Origin of the sequence: Butyrivibrio sp. TB (genome assembly GCF_900110805.1) — a bacterium.
In the GTDB taxonomy this organism is placed as follows: domain Bacteria; phylum Bacillota; class Clostridia; order Lachnospirales; family Lachnospiraceae; genus Butyrivibrio; species Butyrivibrio fibrisolvens_C.
Genome location: NZ_FOER01000003.1, coordinates 206,044 through 227,544 on the forward strand (window position 1 = coordinate 206,044; position 21,501 = coordinate 227,544).

18 protein-coding genes are annotated in these 21,501 nt (G+C 41.5%); 5 read left to right on the plus strand and 13 right to left on the minus strand.

From position 1 onward, the window contains the following. Positions 1 to 281: 281 nt before the first annotated feature. From BMX21_RS03305 to BMX21_RS03320, 4 genes are all read right to left on the minus strand, one after another. Positions 282 to 1,451 carry a trans-sulfuration enzyme family protein gene (locus tag BMX21_RS03305; RefSeq protein WP_034485924.1) on the minus strand — a complete coding sequence of 390 codons (1,170 nt, stop codon included), beginning with the start codon at positions 1,449 to 1,451 and terminating at the stop codon, positions 282 to 284. 160 nt (positions 1,452 to 1,611) lie between these two features. Continuing rightward, positions 1,612 to 2,523 carry a PLP-dependent cysteine synthase family protein gene (locus BMX21_RS03310; protein ID WP_092041309.1) on the minus strand — a complete coding sequence of 304 codons (912 nt, stop codon included), beginning with the start codon at positions 2,521 to 2,523 and terminating at the stop codon, positions 1,612 to 1,614. A gap of 281 nt (positions 2,524 to 2,804) precedes the next feature. Continuing rightward, positions 2,805 to 3,989 carry a methionine adenosyltransferase gene (metK, locus tag BMX21_RS03315; protein WP_022753063.1) on the minus strand — a complete coding sequence of 395 codons (1,185 nt, stop codon included), beginning with the start codon at positions 3,987 to 3,989 and terminating at the stop codon, positions 2,805 to 2,807. A 250-nt stretch (positions 3,990 to 4,239) separates the two neighbouring features. Further along, a complete protein-coding gene (locus tag BMX21_RS03320) occupies positions 4,240 to 5,361 on the minus strand; it encodes a DUF5692 family protein (RefSeq protein WP_022753064.1) in 1,122 nt (373 codons plus the stop codon). A gap of 538 nt (positions 5,362 to 5,899) precedes the next feature. Between BMX21_RS03320 and BMX21_RS03325 the strand changes: the two genes are divergently transcribed. Further along, on the plus strand, positions 5,900 to 6,778 hold the full coding sequence (locus BMX21_RS03325; RefSeq protein WP_177173900.1) for an aldose 1-epimerase family protein: 879 nt from the start codon (positions 5,900 to 5,902) through the stop codon (positions 6,776 to 6,778). Between the two features lie 116 nt (positions 6,779 to 6,894). On the opposite strand, the gene sdaAA is transcribed toward BMX21_RS03325, so the two are convergent. The 9 genes from sdaAA to BMX21_RS03370 all read right to left on the minus strand — a co-directional run bounded on the left by sdaAA (position 6,895) and on the right by BMX21_RS03370 (position 16,621). Next, complete coding sequence (sdaAA, locus tag BMX21_RS03330; protein ID WP_022753066.1) at positions 6,895 to 7,761, minus strand: L-serine ammonia-lyase, iron-sulfur-dependent, subunit alpha; 867 nt, start codon at positions 7,759 to 7,761, stop codon at positions 6,895 to 6,897. A gap of 106 nt (positions 7,762 to 7,867) precedes the next feature. Further along, positions 7,868 to 8,530, minus strand: coding sequence for an L-serine ammonia-lyase, iron-sulfur-dependent subunit beta (sdaAB, locus tag BMX21_RS03335; protein WP_027203942.1), 663 nt, complete (start codon positions 8,528 to 8,530; stop codon positions 7,868 to 7,870). A 149-nt stretch (positions 8,531 to 8,679) separates the two neighbouring features. After that, the gene (locus BMX21_RS03340) at positions 8,680 to 9,378 is read right to left on the minus strand and encodes a hypothetical protein (RefSeq protein WP_092041315.1); all 699 of its coding nucleotides are present in this window, start codon (positions 9,376 to 9,378) and stop codon (positions 8,680 to 8,682) included. A 65-nt stretch (positions 9,379 to 9,443) separates the two neighbouring features. After that, complete coding sequence (locus tag BMX21_RS03345; RefSeq protein ID WP_177173901.1) at positions 9,444 to 10,286, minus strand: metal ABC transporter permease; 843 nt, start codon at positions 10,284 to 10,286, stop codon at positions 9,444 to 9,446. Continuing rightward, complete coding sequence (locus tag BMX21_RS03350; RefSeq protein ID WP_092041318.1) at positions 10,283 to 11,074, minus strand: metal ABC transporter ATP-binding protein; 792 nt, start codon at positions 11,072 to 11,074, stop codon at positions 10,283 to 10,285. The genes BMX21_RS03345 and BMX21_RS03350 overlap by 4 nt, the downstream gene beginning before the upstream one ends. 116 nt (positions 11,075 to 11,190) lie before the next feature. Then, complete coding sequence (locus BMX21_RS03355; protein WP_092041322.1) at positions 11,191 to 12,399, minus strand: metal ABC transporter substrate-binding protein; 1,209 nt, start codon at positions 12,397 to 12,399, stop codon at positions 11,191 to 11,193. Positions 12,400 to 12,629: 230 nt separating this feature from the next. Next, positions 12,630 to 12,941 (minus strand): hypothetical protein, encoded by a 312-nt coding sequence (locus tag BMX21_RS03360; protein WP_092041325.1) that lies wholly within the window; start codon positions 12,939 to 12,941, stop codon positions 12,630 to 12,632. A gap of 219 nt (positions 12,942 to 13,160) precedes the next feature. Further along, positions 13,161 to 15,440 (minus strand): glycoside hydrolase family 95 protein, encoded by a 2,280-nt coding sequence (locus BMX21_RS03365; RefSeq protein WP_092041328.1) that lies wholly within the window; start codon positions 15,438 to 15,440, stop codon positions 13,161 to 13,163. Between the two features lie 338 nt (positions 15,441 to 15,778). Further along, positions 15,779 to 16,621 carry an AraC family transcriptional regulator gene (locus tag BMX21_RS03370; RefSeq protein WP_092041331.1) on the minus strand — a complete coding sequence of 281 codons (843 nt, stop codon included), beginning with the start codon at positions 16,619 to 16,621 and terminating at the stop codon, positions 15,779 to 15,781. Between the two features lie 908 nt (positions 16,622 to 17,529). Here BMX21_RS03370 and BMX21_RS03375 point away from each other — a divergent pair. The 4 genes from BMX21_RS03375 (at position 17,530) to BMX21_RS03390 (ending at position 21,388) form a co-directional block, all read left to right on the plus strand. After that, positions 17,530 to 18,735 (plus strand): MDR/zinc-dependent alcohol dehydrogenase-like family protein, encoded by a 1,206-nt coding sequence (locus tag BMX21_RS03375; protein ID WP_092041334.1) that lies wholly within the window; start codon positions 17,530 to 17,532, stop codon positions 18,733 to 18,735. A gap of 6 nt (positions 18,736 to 18,741) precedes the next feature. After that, the gene (locus tag BMX21_RS03380) at positions 18,742 to 19,860 is read left to right on the plus strand and encodes a zinc-binding alcohol dehydrogenase family protein (protein ID WP_092041337.1); all 1,119 of its coding nucleotides are present in this window, start codon (positions 18,742 to 18,744) and stop codon (positions 19,858 to 19,860) included. A gap of 68 nt (positions 19,861 to 19,928) precedes the next feature. Next, positions 19,929 to 20,807: an amidohydrolase family protein gene (locus tag BMX21_RS03385; RefSeq protein ID WP_027207637.1), complete on the plus strand. Its 879-nt coding sequence runs from the start codon at positions 19,929 to 19,931 to the stop codon at positions 20,805 to 20,807. Positions 20,808 to 20,947: 140 nt separating this feature from the next. Beyond that, on the plus strand, positions 20,948 to 21,388 hold the full coding sequence (locus BMX21_RS03390) for an RbsD/FucU family protein (protein WP_092041340.1): 441 nt from the start codon (positions 20,948 to 20,950) through the stop codon (positions 21,386 to 21,388). Positions 21,389 to 21,501 lie beyond the last annotated feature (113 nt).

Consider the following 21,501-nt stretch of genomic DNA (forward strand, 5'->3'; position numbering starts at 1 on the left):
ATTTTTTTGAATAATACTTGTAAGATATTTCCGGCTATAGTTTTAAAATATAACTGACGTATTTTTCAAAAAAAGAAGATTTTTAATTCAAAAACTATACATTTTTTATAAAAATGCAGTATACACATTTATTAATGTATACTGCATAATCATATTATTGATGGCAAAAATCATATAATTATTACTTGTTGCACATAGTCCGTAGATAATCGTGCTTGTAAAAAACACAGCTTTTTTGCATAAATATTATCTTATGTCACGAGCAAAGTAAGCTCGTGTCATCAGACGCGGGAAGCTTCTATTGCCTGAAGCAGATCTCTTGTAAGTTCATCCCCGTCTTCGATACCTACAGATACTCTGATAAGACCGTCAGTGATGCCAACACTGTCTCTGACTTCTTTCGGAATAGCAGCGTGCGTCATAGTTGCAGGATGGCATACAAGTGACTCAACGCCGCCAAGACTCTCTGCAAGAGCAAAAATAGAAAGAGCTCTGAAGAACTTATTAATGTCATGACCTTCTGTAAGCTCAAAAGAGATCATAGCTCCGCCGTTCTTGGCCTGTTTAAGGTTAATATCATGTCCCGGATGATCCTCAAATCCAGGATAGTACACGTTCTTGACATCAGCATTGTTCTTAAGGGCATCTGCTATCTTTACTGCATTATCAACATGCCTGTCAAGACGAACACCAAGAGTCTTGATACCTCTAATAAGAAGGAATGAATCGAAAGGTCCAAGAACACCTCCTGCCGCGTTCTGGATAAATGCAATTTTTTCGCCGAGTACTGCATCATTGACTACTACAAGTCCTGCAACAAGGTCGCTGTGACCGCCAAGGTACTTAGTAGCGCTGTGGATCACTATATCCGCACCATGCTCTATTGGTCTCTGGATATATGGTGTATAGAAAGTGTTATCTACTATATGAAGAAGGCCGTGCTTGTGAGCTATATCGGAGATAGCCTGAAGGTCTGTGATACCAAGAAGGGGATTGGTTGGAGTCTCTATATAGATGGCCTTGACATCACTTGTTATAGCTGCCTCAACCTTGGCTGGATCTGTTGTATCTACTGATACAAAGCTGATGCCAAAGTTATCGAATACCTTGCTAAGAAGTCTATATGTTCCGCCATATACATTGTCAGATATGATGAGCTTATCACCCTGTTTGAAAAGGCTAAGAACTGTTGTGATAGCTGCAAGACCTGATGCAAAAGCAAAGCCCTGTGTCCCGTTCTCAAGATCTGCAATAAGGGCTTCCAGAGCCTTCCTTGTAGGGTTGCCTGTTCTTGAATATTCAAAGCCCTTATGAACTCCGGGGATCTCCTGCTCGTAAGTAGATGTCTGATATATCGGGACATTAACAGCTCCTGTCAGCTCGTCGCCGTATATTCCTCCATGTATAAGTTTTGTTTCTATTTTATGATTACTGAATCTGCTGATTGCCATGACCGTTACCTCTCGTACTATACTTATAAACAATAAATATTTCTATAAATATACTTATCGATTCTATAAATATACTTATCGATTTTAGAAATACACTGATTTTGTATTCAAATATACTTATTATATTTTTTATATTGTTTTAATTAAGATGATGTTAATATTATTCATACAGATGTTCACTAAAGTATCTGTCGCCTCTGTCAGGGAAGACTGTCACTATATTCTTGCCCTTTTCTTCTCTTGCTATCTGCTTGGCAACATAAAGGGCTGCTCCTGATGAACTTCCTGCAAATACACCTTCTGTATGAGCAAGTTCTCTTGCCTGACCGTATGCCTGATCGTCATTAACTTTCACAACTCTGTCTACAAGAGACATATCCATTGTGTCTGCTATGAAGTCGTTGCCTATTCCTTCTATCTTATAGTCAGCATGCTCGCCGCCGCCCATGGTAGAGCCAACAGGATCTGCAAGAACTGCGATGATATTAGGATTTTTCTCTTTTAAATATTTGACAATTCCGGAGAATGTACCGCCACTTCCGGCGCCTGCTACAAAATAATCGATATGTCCTGACATATCTCTCCAGATCTCAGGTCCTGTTGTACGGTAGTGGACAGCGGGATTCTCAGGATTTACAAACTGTCCCAGCTGGACAGCTCCCGGCGTAGAAGCTACAAGTTCATCAGCCTTTTTGATAGCTCCCTGCATGCCCCCTTCTGTAGGTGTATTGACAATCTCTGCTCCCAGCATCCTCATGAGAGTCTGCTTCTCAGGAGAGAACTTTAAAGGAACTACGAAGATAACCTTATATCCTTTTCCCAAAGCACCAAAAGCTACTCCTATACCGGTATTCCCCGCTGTGGCCTCTATGATCACACTTCCCGGTTTTAATATTCCTCTTTTCTCAGCATCTTCGACCATTGCGTATCCAACGCGGTCCTTGACGCTGCCACAAGGATTGAAAAGCTCCAGCTTGGCATATATATCTGATGTTATGCTTTCATCTGCCCTCTGGAGCTTGAGCATGGGCGTATTACCTATAGCTTCCTTTAAAGATTCATAATATTTCATACTCCGTTCTCCTCACATTTCAATTCATCATAGGTATACTAAACTTAAATACAGAATGTATGACTTCTTGAACATAAATTACAGAAACGCGCATTTACTGCGTGTTTCGTGATTCAATGAATCAGTTGGCAATAGAGCCTTCACCGAAGGTGAACTTAATTGGCTCTATTGCTGCATTTTTGAATCTTTGATTCAAAAATGTATACCAATATGATCTGCCATTATATTCTTTGGCAATCCTTTTATCTTAGGACTGCCAAGGATATTATCTCTATATAAGATCAGCCAAGCTGAGCCTTGATAGCTTCAACCTTATCAAGCTTCTCCCAGGTAAAATCTGCATCGTCTCTTCCAAAGTGTCCGTATGCTGCAGTTTTCTTATAAATAGGTCTTCTAAGATCAAGTGAATCAATGATAGCTTCAGGTCTTAAGTCGAATACGTTCTTAACAACCTCAACGAGCTTTTCATCTGAGTACTTGCCTGTTCCGAATGTATCTACGGTTATAGATACAGGTTCGGCAACGCCGATAGCATAAGCAAGCTCTATCTCAAGCTGATCTGCAGCGCCTGCTGCTACGAGGTTCTTGGCAACCCATCTTGCTGCATAAGCTGCGCTTCTATCTACCTTTGTCGGGTCCTTGCCTGAGAAAGCTCCGCCGCCGTGGTGTCCGGCTCCACCGTATGTGTCTACGATGATCTTACGACCTGTAAGTCCTGAATCTCCCTGAGGTCCGCCTATTACGAATCTTCCGGTAGGATTGATGAAATACTTGGTAGCCTCATCTAAAAGCTCTGCAGGGATAACTGCTTTGATGACATATTCCTTGATATCCTTGTGGATCTGTTCCTGAGTTACATCAGCGCTATGCTGAGTGGAAATGACGATGGTATCTATTCTCTTAACTTTCTTGCCTGAGTCATCAAACTCGACAGTAACCTGACTCTTACCATCAGGTCCAAGGTAAGCAAGTGTGCCATCTTTTCTGACCTTGGCAAGCTGTCTTGTAAGTCTGTGGGCAAAAGAGATAGCCGGAGGCAGATACTCAGGTGTCTCATTGGTTGCATATCCAAAGATGATACCCTGATCTCCTGCGCCTGTTCCGTAATCCTTGGAAGCGCCTTCTTGTTTGGACTCGTATGCCTTGTCTACGCCAAGTGCGATATCTGCAGACTGTTCATCGATTGACTGAAGGACTGCTATGGAGTCAGCATTGAATCCATCTGAGTTCTTGGTATATCCAATCTCCCTGATCGTATCTCTGACAACCTTGGAAATATCTACATAAGCCTTGGTTGTGATCTCGCCTACGATGAGTGCAAGTCCTGTCGCTACAGTTGTCTCTGCTGCAACTCTTGACTTGGGATCCTGCTCTAAGAGTGCATCAAGTATTGCATCTGAAATCTGATCTGCTACCTTGTCCGGATGTCCCTCTGTTACTGATTCTGATGTAAATAATTTTCCCATAATTGTCTCCTCCTTTGACCGTGTTTGCTGTTTTCATACTATTTCTATAGGATTTGAATGATTGTATTCTAGCACCCTATTTCAGATTTGTATAATAGCTTTTTCCTATAACTGGATATAAAAAGACTCCTGATACAGCGAAATGCCATATCAGGAGTCTAGTTACCCGTTAATTACCATATATCAAAAATAACATTTTACCCTTATGATACAATCTTAAATCAAAATGAATTATGATGCTCGAATCATCTTATCGCTCTGCTCTTGCCATTGCTTCTTCGAAATCTCTTGTTCCTTCAAATACATTGTTGGAATAAGGATTGCGTCCTGCCTTGATGGAGCGTTTGATGATAACCATGATGCAGACAACGTTGATCACTACGGCTGCGATAGCTACTACGCCCTGTGCTGTAGGATCAGCTGTTATGCCCATCTGTGCCATAGCTTCATTAGCTGCAACTGTTTTACCATCACCTGCATTAAAGATTGCTATAGCCTTCTCGTACAGATCCATAGTTGTGATTCCGGCTTCTGTAGCGCCGCCGTATATTCTCGGAAGTGCTGCAGCAAATCTGCCCTTGAGCTGGAAGAGCGGTACTACCTGAGCCCACATACACCAGATAGCCAGTGTGTTGGCACGGTTCTGGATCCATGCACCCTTGTTCCAGAATGCGTTTGCAAAAGTAGGAGCAAGAAGGAGTGCAACACCGCAGTACCATGAATGAGTAGGAAGATTGAGATATGTGTACTCGAAGTTCCATACATCATATGCAAGAATGAACCAGATAGTCATATCAGGCCAGAGCATATCGCTCTTGTTCTTGTCGTTGGAAGTAAGGAGCTTAACACAACCTGTCATACAGAAGATGTTGATCATACCTGCGATGAAGTTGAGGATATTCCACCATCCACCGTAGATGAATACACCTTCGTTGGAAGCCCACCATGCGCCTGAGAAATCACCTGTGATTCCTCTTGCAGCAAATGCAGACTCAAGGTCAGATACGTTAGCGATCATGATGTTAGCTGATACGATGAACCAAGGCCACCATTTGAACCATTCCTTTTTGCCAAGGCCCCATTTGTACTTGATCATCATGAAACCGACACATCCTATGTCTGCAGCATAAAGCTTGAAGTAATGGAACCAGCCATTCATATATGCTCTGGTAGGATTGGAAAGACCTCCAAATGCACCTGCCTGAATAGCTATAAAGTATACAGTGAGTATCACCGGAATGATAACAAATACGATCATTCCACCGATCTTAGTGCGGCGTCCGATCTCATTGAAAAGGATAAGTCCCGCAAATACGAGGATCCATCCAAGGAGCTGCATAGCTGCACTAGATGAATAAAGTTGAAATAGCATACTGTATTCCCTCCTGTTATTATGAATTTATAATTAAATTATAAAGATTATATAAACTCAAATCAATGGTTCTTTGTGTATTTTACTATCCATAACTCGTCATTCTATAAACGCTTTTGTGCAGTTTCCATAACTTTTATAAACTAAATATAAATTTCAAGAACTATACAAGAGATAAATGCGCACCTTTTAAGGAAACTTTTTTTCAGTAGACTTTTTAAGTTTCAAATGAAAATACCGTTATATTTTCCACTGTTTTGCAAAAGTTCTTCAAAATATGATTGATATCATGATGCTGATATGAGTGTCAAAAGAATTGTAAATTGTTTTTGAAAATATAGCATTTTTAAACTTAACCTATCTATTATGTCTTTTCACCTAGGCCAAGGTTTTTGAGGTATAATTAAACCACATGTAGGCTTGAATGTATCTCAAAGTTCCGCACAGTTTTTGATTTTGTAAGACGATGATCCAATCTATACAGTCATACACAAAGACATGTACAAAAACCACCAATTCATATATCGGAGGATTTATTATGTTATATAACATTGCAAACGAAGAACTGACAGTATCTGTAGAAAGTTTCGGAGCAGAAATCCGCTCTATAAAAGATCAGAATGGCCTCGAATATATGTGGCAGGCTGATCCGACGTACTGGAAGCGTACTTCTCCTATTCTTTTCCCACTTGTTGGTAATTATAAGGACAAAGAGTCTGTATATGATGGAAAGACATATACTCTGTCACAGCACGGTTTTGCCAGAGATATGGAATTTGATCTTGTAGATAGTTCCAAGAACCGCATAGTAATGCGCCTTGAAGAAAATGAAGAAACACTTGCCAAGTATCCTTTCAAGTTCATGCTTGAAGTTGAATACGTTCTTACAGGTAAGAGCGTATCTGTGAGCTGGCGTGTATCCGGCAAGGATCAGGATGTTATGTACTTCTCTATAGGAGCTCACCCGGCCTTCAACTGCTGCCTCAAAGATTCTTATCTTACATTCGCTAAGATAAGTGATGAATCTTCAAAGGCTCCTGTGAATGACTCCATCACATCATATATTCTTAATAGTGATGGGCTTATTACTAATAGTACGCAAAAGTATGATCTTGATAATGGTAAGCTTCACCTTTCAAATGAACTGTTTGCAGGCGATGCGCTGGTAATAGAGGATAGGCAGGCAACAAGCGTATCCTTATATGAAAAAGATAAGAGGATTGTAACTGTAGACTTCGATGCACCACTCTTTGGTCTATGGTCTCCTGCCGGCAAGGATGCTCCCTTCATGTGCATAGAGCCTTGGTACGGAAGAGCAGATGGCGAAGATTTTGACAAAAAACTCGAAAACAGAAAATATGGAAATATATTAAGAAAAGGCGAGATCTTCGAAGAAGGATACACGATGACATTCTGATAAATAGTGTTATAGATATTTAACAAAACTTCCCACCTGGACGGTGCAGTAGCACCCAAGGTGGGAAGTTTGAATATATAATCGTTATTTCCAGTTTGTAAAAAAGTTTATGTTCTTTATTTTAATCTTTTGGCTACTGCAATTGCGGAAGGTGTGATTGCAAGACCTTCTCTTGATGTTTCTCTAAGGCACTCCGGTATCTGCTTGCCGATCCTTCTCATAGAATCTATGACTTCATCAGGTTCTATGGCACTTTTGATGCCTGCCATAGCCATCTGAGATGATACTACAGCATTAACTGCTCCGGAGACGTTTCTTTTAATGCAGGGAACTTCAACAAGTCCCGCTACTGGGTCACAGGTAAGTCCCAGCATATTCTTTAGAGAGAGAGCTACTGCATGAACTATCTGTTCATTGGTTCCGCCTTCAAGATAAGTAAGAGCTCCTGCTGCCATCGCACTTGCAGAGCCTATCTCAGCCTGGCATCCGCCACCAGCCCCTGATATGCAGGCACTTGCTGCTATAACTTCTCCTATTCCTGCTGCCACAAACAGTGCCTTAGCTATCTCTTCTTCAGATACGCCCTTCTGCTCTTCATAAGTCAGAAGGACTGCAGGGATAACTCCGCAGGAACCGGCTGTCGGTGCTGCTACGATTCTTTTCATACAGGCATTGGATTCGCCCATCTTGATAGCTTTCTCCATAACCTGAGATATATAATCGCCAAGAAGCTTATTTTCTTTAAGTCTATACTGATGAAGTTTCTCGCCATCGCCCCCTGCAAGTCCGCTTGCAGATATAAGGCTTGGATCATATTCTTCATCTGCTGTTCTCATGGCACGTAGCATTACCAGCATCTCATCAAAACTTTCCTTATCAGTGACATTCCTCTCCTGCATGTCATCATGCATTATCACTTCCCAGAAAGCTATATTATGCTCATCTGCCTGCTTTATTATATCTGTCAATTTAGAAAAACTCATTTATAACCTCATGTCGCGAGTGACTAATGGTTCAAATTGATGGAGCTCGCGTCATCAATTTGGGTTTGAAAATGAATCATTTTCAAACTTAACCTCATATATATTCTTAGTTCAAAAGACTGTAATACGTAACCTTATTAATTCCCTCAAGATGCGCAAGCCACTTAATGGACTCTGCAGGGACTTCTTTGTCACACTCTATTACCATTGCAGCCTCGCCGCCTCTACTGGATCTGTAGAGCTGCATTGTTGCTATATTAATAGATTTATGTGCCAGCATGCTGGTAACTTCCGCAACATGTCCGGGCTGATCTACGTTATGAACTATCAGTGTCGGATAATCTCCTGAGAAGTTAGCAGCGATTCCGTCTATCTGGGCTATATTGATCAGCGATCCTCCGACAGACTCTCCGACTACTTCGAGCTCTTTACCAGAGACTCCTTTTAATATAAGCTGCGCAGAGTTAGGATGTACATCATGAAGCTCGGCTTCTCCAAATGTAAGCTTCATGCCTGCCTCCTTGGCATACTTATAGCTGTCGGGTATCCTCTTATCATCAGGCTTCATACCAAGTAGTCCTGCCACTATGGCAAATCTGGTACCATGTCCCTTACCTGTAGCAAGGAAGGAGCCATACAGATTGATAGTTGCTTCTGCTATGGGCTCTCCGATCAGCTTTCTTGATACGTATCCGATTTTTACAGCTCCTGCAGTATGGGAGCTTGAGGGGCCTACCATTATGGGACCAATTATGTCAAAAAGATTCACTATATCTCTCCTGTTTGATTCTTGACTCAACACAATACCATGTATTATTCGAACAACCTATTATATATCAATATTAATATTAATTTACATCAATTTTACAGAATATAGAAAAATATTTTTATTTGATTAAATATGAAGGAGTCAGTACACTAGCAAAGCCTTGCATCCCTTAACACGCAGTAAGTAAATCCGTCTTCTTCATAGGTATCGAATGTACCTACTACGCAGATATCTCCGCCATCCTCAGGATAATCATCAGGATATACATAATCATCAGTAAGCTCGAATTCAATTCCCTGAGAGCAGCATGCTGTGGCATCCATAATAATGCAGGCAAAGTAGTACTTGTCCATGGCTTCATCATAGTAATAGGTGAATAGTCCGTCCATCTTTATGGTTTTGCCCACATAGTTCTCCGGGAAGTACATCATGTCATATACTTCAGAATACACTACTGTAGCTGAGGCATTTGTCAGATCTATATCAATGCCTTCTTCGCTATTTCCAAGCACTGCAGAATCATCCACCGATTCAGGTAAAGGAGCATTTTCATTCACACCGCTGGATCTGCCGCTTGCAGAATTATCAGACGATGCTATATCCTGAGAGTCCATATTGCTTGCGGCATTGTCTGATGCAACATCTTGAAAAGAGGTACTGTTTTCACTTTCGTAATCGTTTTGCTCTGACGTGGTATTCTTACTGTCTTCTGCTTCTATTCCTGCTTCAAGTACGTCTCCAACAGTTGGCGACAAGCTTGTAGTTCTTGATGACGGCGCAATATCTCCGCAGCCTGATACTATACACATTAGCGATATAATATACAATAAGCATATGTTCTTTTTCATGATGATCTATTACTCCTTCGGGTGCTTCATTATCTTGCTTTTCTTCTTTATATTACTTATCTTCTTTATCTTCTGCCTGATATAAATCCGATAATGCTGCATATGGCAAAAGCTGCTACGTCCACTGCAACTATCGTTGATCCAACTGGTGTACCTGCAAGAATAGATATGACCATACCGCCAAAAGCACATACCACCGACAATATTGCAGAGAATATCGTAACGCTCTTAAAGCTTCTGAATATCCTCATGGCTGACAGCGCAGGGAATATCACAAGTGCGGATATAAGAAGTGAACCCACAAGGTTCATTGCAAGTACTATGATAACTGCTATGACTATCGCTATAAGAAGGTTATAGGTATCAGCGCTGGTGCCTGCTGCCTTTGCAAAATTTTCATCAAAAGTCACTGCAAATATCTTGTTATAAAAAAGAACAAAGATAATAACAACTGCAATCGACAATACTATGCAGACCCATACCTCTTTCTGCGTAAGAGTAAGTATTGAAGTTGATCCAAACAAAGTACTGCATACATCACCGGATAAGTTCGATGATGTCGAAAATATGTTCATGATAAGGTAACCAAATGCAAGAGCTCCAACTGATATCATAGCTATCGCAGCGTCGCCTTTTATCTTGGCGTTCTGACCTGTACGAAGCAAAAGAACCGCGCTTATGATAGTTACAGGCAGTACCAGAAGCATCTTATTGGTCAGATTAAAAACTGACGCTATGGCTATAGCACCAAAGGCTACATGAGATAATCCATCTCCGATAAATGAAAATCTCTTAAGTACCAGCGTCACCCCAAGAAGTGATGAACAAAGGGCAATAAGTATACCAACTATAAGTGCATAACGCACAAATGGATATTGAAGATACATCATAAATTTATCGAATATCATGCCTGACCTCCTTGTCCCTGCCCGAGGCTTGATACTGTATTTGAGCCAGGCGCTTCTATAGTTTTTATAGTATTTGTAGTATTTAAAGCTATCTTGTTCTGCATCAGGAAGAGCTTACCAACTTCACTCTTCTTATATTCATCCCTTGTTCCAAAGAAAATATCATCGCCTATGTGAAGTATATGGCTTGCATATAAAACAGCAGCTGCAATATCATGCGAGATCATAATAATGGTTATTCCATCTTTGTTTAGTTTTTGTATAAGTTCATACATCTGTGCCGTAACCTTGGGGTCAAGACCTGATACAGGCTCATCCAGAAGAAGAACTTTTCTTGTGGCACACAGCGCTCTTGCAAGCAAGACGCGTTGCTGCTGGCCTCCTGAGAGCTCGCGGTAGCATCTTTTTTCAAGGTCAAGTATCTCCATACGCTCCATATTGATCTTTGCAAGCTTTTTGTCTTCCTTACTATAGAAAGGCCTTAATAGACTTCGCCCCTGGCATCCGGAGAGAACTATCTCTCTTACGGATGCGGGGAAGTCTTTTTGAACTATGGTCTGCTGTGGCAGATATCCAATTTCATTTTTCTTAAGGCCATCACCAGTCAGAATCTGACCACTGATCGGTTCCTGAAGATGTAACAGTGTCTTCATAAGAGTTGATTTACCTGAGCCGTTCTCTCCAACTATGCACAGATAATCTCCTGTATTTACTGTAAAGTTTAGATTCTCTACAATTGCATGCGAATCATATCCCAGGGACAGATTCTGAACTTTAAGTAATGCCATATTTAACCTCATGTCGCGAGCAAAGAAAGTGACTAATGGTTCAAACCGGCGGAGCTCGCGACACCAATTTGTGGAGTTAATTTCTAATTTAACTCCTCCTTATTTCAAATAATCCGTCAGCTAAGAGCCTTGGTCAGTACATCGAGATTGTCTTCCATAATAGATAGATATGATGCACCATTTTCTACATCTTTGGATGTTGTGGACTGCATGGAATCCATAGTTAGGATCTGCTGATCGCCGGACGATGTATTACCAACTATAGTCTCAGCTATACGATGGTCATTGCCTTCAATAGTAAGTACTGCAGGAAGTCCAAGTTCATCGACTTTCTGTGAAAGGAAGGTTATAGTCTCAAAACTTGCTTCTGTCTCTGCAGAGCAACCAACGAAAGCTGCATAGTAGTCAAGACCATAATCATCCACAAGATATCTGAAGGGGAATCTGTCACCAAATAGAACTGTGTTATAAGTAGCGCTGTTAACAGCTTCTTCATAGCGAGCATCAAGGACATTTAGGCTATCTATATATGTTGACGCATTGGTTTTGTAAGTATCTGCATTGTCAGGATCTATAGTCTCAAGCGCATCTGCTATACTCTGCACCAGTACTGATGCATTCTTAAGTGAGAGCCATACATGCTCGTCGTATTCTACTTCTCCCTCTTCGTGTTCATGACCGGATCCCTCATCGTGATCAGTATCTTCGTCATGATCTGAATCTTCGTCATGATCTGCGTCTTCGTCATGGTCTGCATCTTCATCGTGTTCTGCGTCTTCGTCATGTTCTGCATCTTCATCGTGTTCTGCATCTTCGTCATGATCTGAATCTTCATCATGGTCGTGTTCGTCTTCTTCCTGCATGCCCTCGACTACTTCCTCTTCCTTGACAGATTCACCCAAGACATCCAGAAGATCGATCACTACCATATCCTTATTTGTAGCTTCAAGAAGAGCATCCTCAACCCATTCGTCTGACTCTCCTCCTACGTATATAAAGAGATCACAAGTTGAGATCTTAAGGATATCATCAGCTGTAGGCTGATAGCTGTGAAGATCCACACCGTTATCAAGGAGCATTGTAACTTCTGCATTTGACGCATTGTCTCCAAGTACATTCATAACCCAGTCATATTCCGGGAAAATAGTTGTAACGATACTCATGGTATCTCCGCTGGCATTGTCAGCACCATTATCAGATACTGTTGCGTCCCCAGAAACTGCACTATTAGCGGAGTTTTCAGTCAAAGAGTTGCCAGAAGCGCATGCGCAAAGAAGGCTACCTGCCATAGCAGTAGCAATGATAGTAGATATATATTTTTTCATAAAAAACCTCCAGAAATCAAAATATGTCAAAAAGGCTTGGCTATTGCCAAACAGTAACAAATAATTATCTATACAATAGATATAGCTATCTAATATTTGATTTTCTGATATGCTGACTGATATAGCTAAAAAATACATGGATTATGATCAAAGAGAAAAATGATCTGTGCCGGATTTTTGACAACACAAATAAAGCCATGTACATACAGATCAGCACACCGGAGGTCTTTTTAATCATTCATACGGATTTTTCTAGAAACAGGTGTTGCCTGCAATAGATCATTGCCAGAAATATATATTAAAACACAAATAAGTAAAACAGGCAGTATGATAGAAACAGCCAATGCTATCCCGCCACCTATTTTATGAAGAACATTCTCACACTGCTGGATGCTTGCACATATCGGACAATCTCCACCTGTACAGTTATGCTCAAGTTCTGAACTGATATAGAAAGAAAAAAACAGCACGCCAAGAATCATCAGAACCGCAATCATGCCGGCAAAGATTCTGCTTGCCTTAGAACTGTTAGTTCTTGTCATCGCTGTCTTCCTCCTTCCTCATAAAATACATATAGCGTCAAAAACTTTTGATACTTACCTCAGAAAATGTTGATCTATCACATATTCATTGGCAATAAAAGAATATATCCAACTGAAAATCGTTATCAATTATACAACCAGTTAAGATCAATAGCAACATTGTTTTGAACATACTATTGTTTCTTACCTGCTAAGTAGATTGCGATTTTCACCCCCGGTTCAAATCTTTACAACCTGCTTCTTTCCATTTACTTCGACTTCAATTTCTTTGTCCGCATCATCATAAGATGTATTTTCCCTGCGCTTTATCTCATAGCTTGTGACCTTCTGATCTTTCCATTCCATAGAAAGCTCATATCCGCCTCTTAGACACAATCCGCTTACAGATCCTGTAGAGAACTGTTTTGGAAGGGCCGGAAGGAGTCGGAATCTCTCTCCATCGCCCTGAACCAACATCTCAAGCATCGCTGCAGCAGCGCCGAAGTTTCCATCAATCTGGAAGATCGCGCCTGCTCCATATGGATGTGAATCCATAAGATTATTGAATGTGCTCTGGCACAAAAGGGCATTCAAGTTCTCATAAACCTTATCCCCATCCATGAAATGAGCATACAATCCGATGATCCATGCTCTGGACCAACCTGTATGGCCGCCGCCATAAGACAGTCTTCTCTCAAGAGTCTTCCTTGCAGCCTTCATAAGTTCTGGCGTCTTGTCTATGCTGATAGAAGTTCCGGGATATACTCCGTAGAGGTGGGATATATGCCTGTGGCCAGGCTCCTGCTCATCGTAGTCTTCAAGCCATTCCTGAATCTGACCGTATCTGCCGATCTTAATCTCAGGAAGATCTGCAAGTATATCTTTTGCATCTTTTATCTTCTTTTCATCAATATCAAGAGTCTGCCCGGCTTTGATATAATCGGTAAGCAGCTCTGTAAGTATCTCAATATCCATAGTCGGAGCTTCACACATGCAGCCTCTTACGCCGTTGTTCATTATATAGACATTCTCAGGTGATATTGACGGCGATGTGACGAGCTTGCCTTCTTCATTTCTTATAAGGAAGTCTTTGAAGAAAGTCACGCACTCATCAAGTATATAGAAATGCTCATTCAAAAACTTCCTGTCGCCCGTATACAGATAGTGCTCCCAGATATGGGTTGCCATCCACGCTTCACCCATGATCCAGAAGGTCGATGATATGCAATGATCCTGAGGCGCGGTATCTGCATATATATCAGTATTGTGGTGAGCAACCGAGCCTCTGCAGCCATACATCTTCTCGGCAGTCTTTTTGCCATTTTCACATACTCTTTTTAGAAGCTCAAAGAAAGGCATATGGCAATCTGATAAGTTACCACTCTCTGCAATCCAGTAGTTCATCTGAGTATTAATGTTAATAGTATACTTACTCTCCCATGGTGGAGTCATGCTGTTATTCCATACTCCCTGAAGATTTGCCGGAAGGCATGTTCCCCTACTTGATGCAAAAAGAAGATAACGGCCATACATAAAATATGTCGCAAAAAGTTCAGGATCTTCTTCACCTTTTTTCAAGGCATCAAGCCTTTCATCAGTTGGAAGTTCTCTTTTGGAGATACCACCATACGCATTATCTTTAGCGTTATCATTACTCAATTTCAGGGACATGGTATTAAAATGCTCTTCAAAGTCTTTAATGTTATTCTCAAGTATCTTGTCCCAGCCCGCAGCTACAGCCCTGTCAAGATTATCGCTTCCGGCTTTGAGATAGTCTTTGTCATAAAAACTTGTATGTATATCAATAAAAATAGTTGCAGCCCTGGCTCCTTCTATCACAAGATGCTCACCTATAGATGTGATGCTTCCGCCATCTGTCACAGCCCTTGCCTTTACAGCAAAGGGATGTCCTTCATCAGATGTCACATGGAATCCGATCTCATCATCATCGTATATGATCTCATCCTGTCTGTTATGGCATCTTTCAAGTCTCATAGAGAAGTTCAAAAGGCCGCTATCATCGCCGCTACCAGATCTTCCAGCTTCAATGTGATATGCGATAACCTGATAGTCTGCAGAAGCTATGCACTTCCTTGTATACTCAGTGCTGCCTATCTTATACGAAGCCGTCACAATTCCGGTACCAAGATCAAGTTCACGTCTGTAATCAGTATATTCACCTTCATTGTCAAAAAAGATAGCAAGGTTACCTGCTGTTTCGTATGATCTTTCAGAATTAGGAGTACCTGAAAGCGCCATCATAGACAGCTTCTCAGCTTCAGGGATCTTGCCCTCTCTTATAAGCTGCCTGATCCTTCCTAGATACTTTTTAGCATCTTTATTGATCCTGTCTGTAGGCTTGCCGCTCCAGATGCTGTCCTCATTTAGGAATATATCATCTCTTAATACGCCGCCCATTACCATCGCTCCAAGTCTTCCGCATCCAAGAGGCAGTGCCTCTTCCCATCTTCTTGCAGGCTGTTTGTACCATAAGTTTATTTTTGTATTATTAGTTGTCATTATATATCCCCGCTTAAATGTATTTGATCAAACTTCGCACTTGGACGTACCGGCATACCAAAGGCCAAGTGAGAAATTCTAATATTTATTTTATCAGCCACTCGCTTTGCTCATGACATGATATTAAGTTTGAGTTTTTCCATACACTAATTTTGCAATATAAAAACCCTTAATTCTTCTCAAAACATGCGACAAATCTCGCAATAATTATCATGGTCTATAGTTTTTTATTAATCTTCTGAACAAAGCTTTCTTGTGACAGAATATCACCAGGTTTGAGCAGATGATATCTATATCAATAGTACCTTTTGGCGCAAATAAATGTACCTGTGAACTATCTACGCCGATCTTCTATAGGAGCCCGGCGTCATCCCATAATACTTCTTGAATGTATTGGTAAAGTGCTCCGGAGACGAGAATCCCAGCTCTTCAGAAATCTGACCTATACTTTTAGTAGTGCCCTTTAAAAGAAGAAGCGCCGCTGACATCCTTGCCTCTGCCTTCTTCTGCGAGAAAGTCAGGTTGTAATGCTTGTTAAGAAGGCGCTGGGTCTGACGGGTTCCAAGATTAACTCTTCTGGCAAGTTCCGGAAGCGTCAGATCCTTGTAGTCATATAGAAATGCCTCCTCTATAGTGAGATAGGTCATATCTGCAGGGCTTGCAAGCACTGCCTTTTGACGTCTTACAGTTCCGTTCTCGTAAAGCCTTGTAATAGTAAGCAGGAACTGCTGTATAAGAGCATTGAGCATAAGCTCATATCCGTATCTTGTATCTCTGAGTTCCTTAAATATCTCCTCCATGATGTAGGCAGGCTTCTGACCGGCGTCACATATATAGAAAACAGTATTTAGAAAAAGAGACATGGTGTTATCTTTAGATACCACCCCCGGAACAAAAGCCTGTAGATACATGCCATACTCAACCATTGGGTCATCCATATCTGAGATCTGCTCATGAAGAACTCCCGGACCTGTTACAAAAAATGTCCCCGGGCCGACCTTGTATGTCACATTGTCTGCAATCAGGGTGCCATGCCCGCTCTTAATATAATGAAGTTCATAGCTACTCTTACTGTGGCTATGCTTGGGGAAGGGAGTCAGAATCGTCTCTTCTCCAATACTTAAGATTGTGAATTCTATATCTGATAACTCAAAAGAAATTCTTAGATCTCGATACTTCATAGTGATACCCTCCCATATACCCTACTGCCATGTTTCTTGATTTCTTGTTTTGGGCAGTTGTCTGCCGCTTTATCTTACTGCCATGTTTCTTGTTTGCTTGTTTTAGGCAGTTGTCTGCAGCTTTATTCTACTGCCATGATCATATTTTCCATATTACAGGCAGTATATCCTTGCTTAATACGCCCCAAATGAACGTCCCTTCTCTAATACCATTCTAAAATGTCCAGCTTCAAAAGCATATAGGCAAAACTGCAATTATACGACATTAATCGCCTTATCACGTCATTCTATGACATTGTTAGGCATATATTATCTGATTTATCCTTAAAGTAAAGAGCTCTAGTTCAGGGCCTTATATAAATCTTAAAGTAAAGTGCTCTAGTGCAAGGCTTATATAAATACATACGATATGATTCAAAAGTTTCTTTTGAATCATAATTACGACCGGATTGCTCTATTTCTTCAAAAAACATAATCAACAATTCTCTCCGGTCAAAGTAAACATACATCTCTAGATGCCTTATACTCTTAAGCATTCGTAAATTAACGATAAAAATACTAAAACTTCCCACTTGGACGGACCGGCATCCCCAAAGTCTTTACAGGAGGCAGGCAGTATATAAATCATTGCCGCGCTTTTTAATTGTTTTATAGAATTCATGAGCGTGATAGATGGAGATTTTTATTCTGCCAGGGGTCCACATGTTTGAGCGAAGCGAGTTTGGACCCCAGAATAAAAAGCGCCAGATATCATGCCATGAATTATAAAACAATTAACAGCGCGGCAATGATTTATATACTGCCTGCCCCCTGTAAAGACTTTGGGGATGCCGGTCTGTCCAAGTGGGAAGTTTTAAGCAAGATACACTATTTTCATCAAATAAATACAATAAATAGGGAGGTTACAAATGATCGTAAAAGGCACTTATTTTCAAAATGATGCCAATAGGCCTTTGGTCTACGGTGATGTAGAGATCGAGAACATCAAAAGACAGCGTCTTAAGGGGGAGCCGCTTCTTGACAGCGTACTATGCGAGCCTGTCATGGTTGGTTTTTGCGGCACAGACAATGAGCTCATGAACATGGGGCAAAGGGGAGAACTATCTGCCAAATTCCCTGAAGGCAAGAACAGGCTTGTCAACGGCCACGAAGGCATCGTATGGGTTCCTTCACAAAACCGCTTTGCAATAGTTCTGATAAGGGGCGGTGATTCCATAGATCCTACAAGATATACAGAAGATGAGACCTATTTCGAATACGGCTGTGACAAGGCTGATGGTCTTTTTGCAGATAAGGAATATTTCAATCCTGACATGCTGCTGCCCATCCCGGATGGATATGTCCATGACGGCAAGCTCGATCTGTCTTTTGCCAAAAAAATGGTATTCCCTGATCCATTCGCCTGCATGCTATTCCAGCTAGAGCGCATGGAAGACATGGGCAGCACCCACAACTTCAGGCGTACTATGAGAGCACATAAGTGCGATGAGGCATCGGCCAGAGAGATTGCTAAAAAGGAGATCTTCGATAGAACCGTCATCTTCGGTCTTGGAACTACAGGTATGTTCATCGGCGACCTCATATCTAAGAAGTATCCTGAAGCTAAGATCCTGTTCATAGCAAGAAGCCCTGAAGATTCCAAGAAGGTAACTTTCTCTGTCAAGAACTCCGGCGCACAGTACCTTCGCAATACTTATGATACTGAGAAAGAGCTTGCAGATGCCATTATCAAAAAGCTGGGCGGAAGAGCTACTACTTTCATCGGCGTCAGCGGCAGCAATGTCGAGCACAGGATTGCTTTTGAGCACAAAGTGCTGGGATGCAATGGCCTGTACAACAGCTTCTCTTTAGGACCCAAGATTTCTTTTGACACAATGCCTTTTGGATTTGAAAATCATCTCATCATAGCCTCCATCAATTTCAGGCAAGATCACATGGAGAAAGCAATAGAGCTCCTCTCAAAGAGTAACTACGACGAGATCGTCGAACTCATAGACAGAGAAGAATTCGCCGCCGATCCGATCAAGGCTTACAAAGAGAAGATCTACTCCAAGAATGCACCGCTTAAAACAGCAGTTATCTGGAACGAGAAGTACGTTAACAGGGAAAGGTGAAAAAACATGAAAACTGTACTTATAAATAAACCATTTGAAATATCAGTAGTAGAGACAGAGAAGCCCACTCCCAGTGAAGGAGAAGCTCTTCTTCAGGTCCTCTACTGCGGCATCTGCGGAGCAGACGTAGCAAGCTTCACAGGCAATCAGCCTTTTACCACATATCCCAGGATCCCCGGCCATGAGTTTAGTGCAAGGATCGTTGAGATACCTGAGAACTCCAAGGGGCTTAAAGCAGGTGATATCGTAACCTGCAACCCTTACTTCAACTGCGGCAAGTGCTATTCCTGTAAGAGGGGCTTTGTCAACTGCTGCACTGACAATCAGACTATGGGCGTTCAGAGAGACGGAAGTTTTCGAGATTATATCGTAATGCCAATAGAGCGCATATATCCAGGCCGCGGCCTGTCTGCCAAGGAGCTAGCACTTGTAGAGCCCTTCACTATCGGCTGGCACGCTCTTAGCCGTACACAGATCAAGCCTTCTGACAAAGTGCTGGTAGTAGGCGCTGGTCCCATAGGCCTCTTTGCAACAATATCTGCTGTTGCCAAGGGTGCGAGAGTATATGTTGCTGATATCCTTGACGGAAGACTTGAAAAGGCCATGCACTTCGGCGCTACAGGCACTATCAACTCAGCTAAAACTGACATCCTCGAAGAGTCCATGAAGATCACAGATGGCAATGGTTTCGATGTATGCGTTGAAGCTTGCGGTAGCAGTGTCACATTCCTAAACTGCATAGACTGCGCAGCATTTGCAGGTAAGATCATATTGATAGGCAATGGTAAGAAAGAGACCACCTTCCTTCACTCAATCCTTCTGAAAAAAGAACTGAACGTCTTCGGAAGCAGGAACTCCTATCCGGAAGATTTCGAAGCCGTTATAGATCTCATATCTTCAGGCAAAGTTAATGTAATGGACATGGTAAGTGATGTATATCCGATTGATGATACAAAAGGCGCTTTCGATGCTCTGACTCACAACGACGGATCACTTTCCAAGGTGCTTATAGAAGTCAATAAACCGGAGGATTCTATATCTGAATCTACATCTGAGACAGGCAGAAGCGTTAAAATATTGAAGATGAAATCTTTTATCTACAATTCTGAAAACGAATTGGTGTAATAGTCTAAAGATTATTCAGACACATCGTAAAAAGACTTGTCAAAATTATTGAAAGGCGTGAGGTTACTATGGATTGTATTAAGATTGATGCACACGTACATCTATGGGACGTGCAGCAAGGAATTGTGGATGGGAAGCCTGTCATAGGTCTTGGCAACGGTCTTGCAGATTTTGGCGGCGAAACTCGCCAGATGATGCCTCCATATATGGATGATAATAGAAATACCGCCCCGCGCCTTATTGCAAATATGAACTATTCAAAGGTTAACGGCGCAGTGATCACTCAGGAATATATCGATGGCAATCAGGACAGTTATCTCCTTAGTTCTAAAGCTAAATATAAAGATCGCCTGAAGATCTGCTCTTTATATGAAGAAAATACTGATTTTAATACAGAAGGCTTTGATGGAATCAAGATCTGTGCAGGCCGTCTTAAGGATCAGGATCTGACTTCTCATATGGCAGTATTCAAGAAGGCGCAGGAACTTGGAATGTTCATATCTATCGATATGGCTGACGGAGACCTTCAGGTAGATTCGCTTCAGGCTGTGATAGATTCATGTCCTGATCTTAGGATCGCCATAGGACATTTTGGTATGGTCACGACCAAAGGCTGGGAATCGCAGATCGCTCTTGCCAGGAACAAGAACGTATATATCGAAAGCGGTGGCCTTACCTGGCTCTTCCACAAAGAGTTCTACCCCTACCCTTCTGCTATCGATGCCATTATCACAGCCCGGGATATCTGCGGCATGGACAAGCTCATGTGGGGAAGCGACTACCCGCGTACCATGACAGATATCACTTATATCATGGCTGTCCGCTTCATCGAAGAGACGAACAAGCTCACAGATGAAGAAAAAAGAGCTTTTCTTGGAGGCAATGCGATGCGCTTCTATGGATTTGATTTCAAAGAGCCGCTGCCTGATATAAAGAACATGCTGTAACGATAAGTTTATAAAACTTCATCCTATAAAGTTACGTTATTCTCAAAGAATCATCTGAATAGGACTGATTATAGGCTGAATTATAGATCAATGTCACATTATTAATAGTCAATAACAATACTACTAAAAGGAACAATATTATGTTAAAAGGTATACCACCGATCATAGGCCCGGATCTTCTCAAAGTACTATGCGAGATGGGACACGGAGATACAATCGTTATAGCTGACGGCAACTTCCCGGCCGCTTCTATAGCTAAAGATTCTATACTTGTACGAATGGACGGACACGGCGTTCCAGAGATTCTTGAAAGTATACTAAAACTATTCCCTCTCGATCAGTATGAAGATAAGCCGGTAACACTCATGGAGCGATGTGAAGGAGACAATGCTGATATATCTATCTGGGATAAGTATAAGAAAACTGTAGATGAAGCTGATCCTAGAGGATCTAAAGTCATCGGAACTCTTGAACGCTTTGCCTTTTATGAAGAGGCAAAAAAGGCATATGCCGTCATCGCAACATCCGAGACAAGCCAGTATGCAAATATCATCTTAAAGAAGGGATGTATCATAAAATAAAAATTCAGCCTGCGGAGCAATTCGCAGGCTCGTATATTACATTTCCATCTGCATCATAAAGTCTGAAATATACAACACGAGCATCGTATTGTCTGCTTTCAACATCTTCATAT

Excerpts from the sequence above, each read along its gene's own strand:
- BMX21_RS03305 (WP_034485924.1), bottom strand. The coding sequence starts at position 1,451 with ATGGCAATCAGCAGATTCAGTAATCATAAAATAGAAACAAAACTTATA.
- BMX21_RS03310 (WP_092041309.1), bottom strand. The coding sequence starts at position 2,523 with ATGAAATATTATGAATCTTTAAAGGAAGCTATAGGTAATACGCCCATG.
- metK (WP_022753063.1), bottom strand. The coding sequence starts at position 3,989 with ATGGGAAAATTATTTACATCAGAATCAGTAACAGAGGGACATCCGGAC.
- BMX21_RS03320 (WP_022753064.1), bottom strand. The coding sequence starts at position 5,361 with ATGCTATTTCAACTTTATTCATCTAGTGCAGCTATGCAGCTCCTTGGA.
- BMX21_RS03325 (WP_177173900.1), top strand. The coding sequence starts at position 5,900 with ATGTTATATAACATTGCAAACGAAGAACTGACAGTATCTGTAGAAAGT.
- sdaAA (WP_022753066.1), bottom strand. The coding sequence starts at position 7,761 with ATGAGTTTTTCTAAATTGACAGATATAATAAAGCAGGCAGATGAGCAT.
- BMX21_RS03340 (WP_092041315.1), bottom strand. The coding sequence starts at position 9,378 with ATGAAAAAGAACATATGCTTATTGTATATTATATCGCTAATGTGTATA.
- BMX21_RS03345 (WP_177173901.1), bottom strand. The coding sequence starts at position 10,286 with ATGATATTCGATAAATTTATGATGTATCTTCAATATCCATTTGTGCGT.
- BMX21_RS03350 (WP_092041318.1), bottom strand. The coding sequence starts at position 11,074 with ATGGCATTACTTAAAGTTCAGAATCTGTCCCTGGGATATGATTCGCAT.
- BMX21_RS03355 (WP_092041322.1), bottom strand. The coding sequence starts at position 12,399 with ATGAAAAAATATATATCTACTATCATTGCTACTGCTATGGCAGGTAGC.
- BMX21_RS03360 (WP_092041325.1), bottom strand. The coding sequence starts at position 12,941 with ATGACAAGAACTAACAGTTCTAAGGCAAGCAGAATCTTTGCCGGCATG.
- BMX21_RS03365 (WP_092041328.1), bottom strand. The coding sequence starts at position 15,440 with ATGACAACTAATAATACAAAAATAAACTTATGGTACAAACAGCCTGCA.
- BMX21_RS03370 (WP_092041331.1), bottom strand. The coding sequence starts at position 16,621 with ATGAAGTATCGAGATCTAAGAATTTCTTTTGAGTTATCAGATATAGAA.
- BMX21_RS03375 (WP_092041334.1), top strand. The coding sequence starts at position 17,530 with ATGATCGTAAAAGGCACTTATTTTCAAAATGATGCCAATAGGCCTTTG.
- BMX21_RS03380 (WP_092041337.1), top strand. The coding sequence starts at position 18,742 with ATGAAAACTGTACTTATAAATAAACCATTTGAAATATCAGTAGTAGAG.
- BMX21_RS03385 (WP_027207637.1), top strand. The coding sequence starts at position 19,929 with ATGGATTGTATTAAGATTGATGCACACGTACATCTATGGGACGTGCAG.
- BMX21_RS03390 (WP_092041340.1), top strand. The coding sequence starts at position 20,948 with ATGTTAAAAGGTATACCACCGATCATAGGCCCGGATCTTCTCAAAGTA.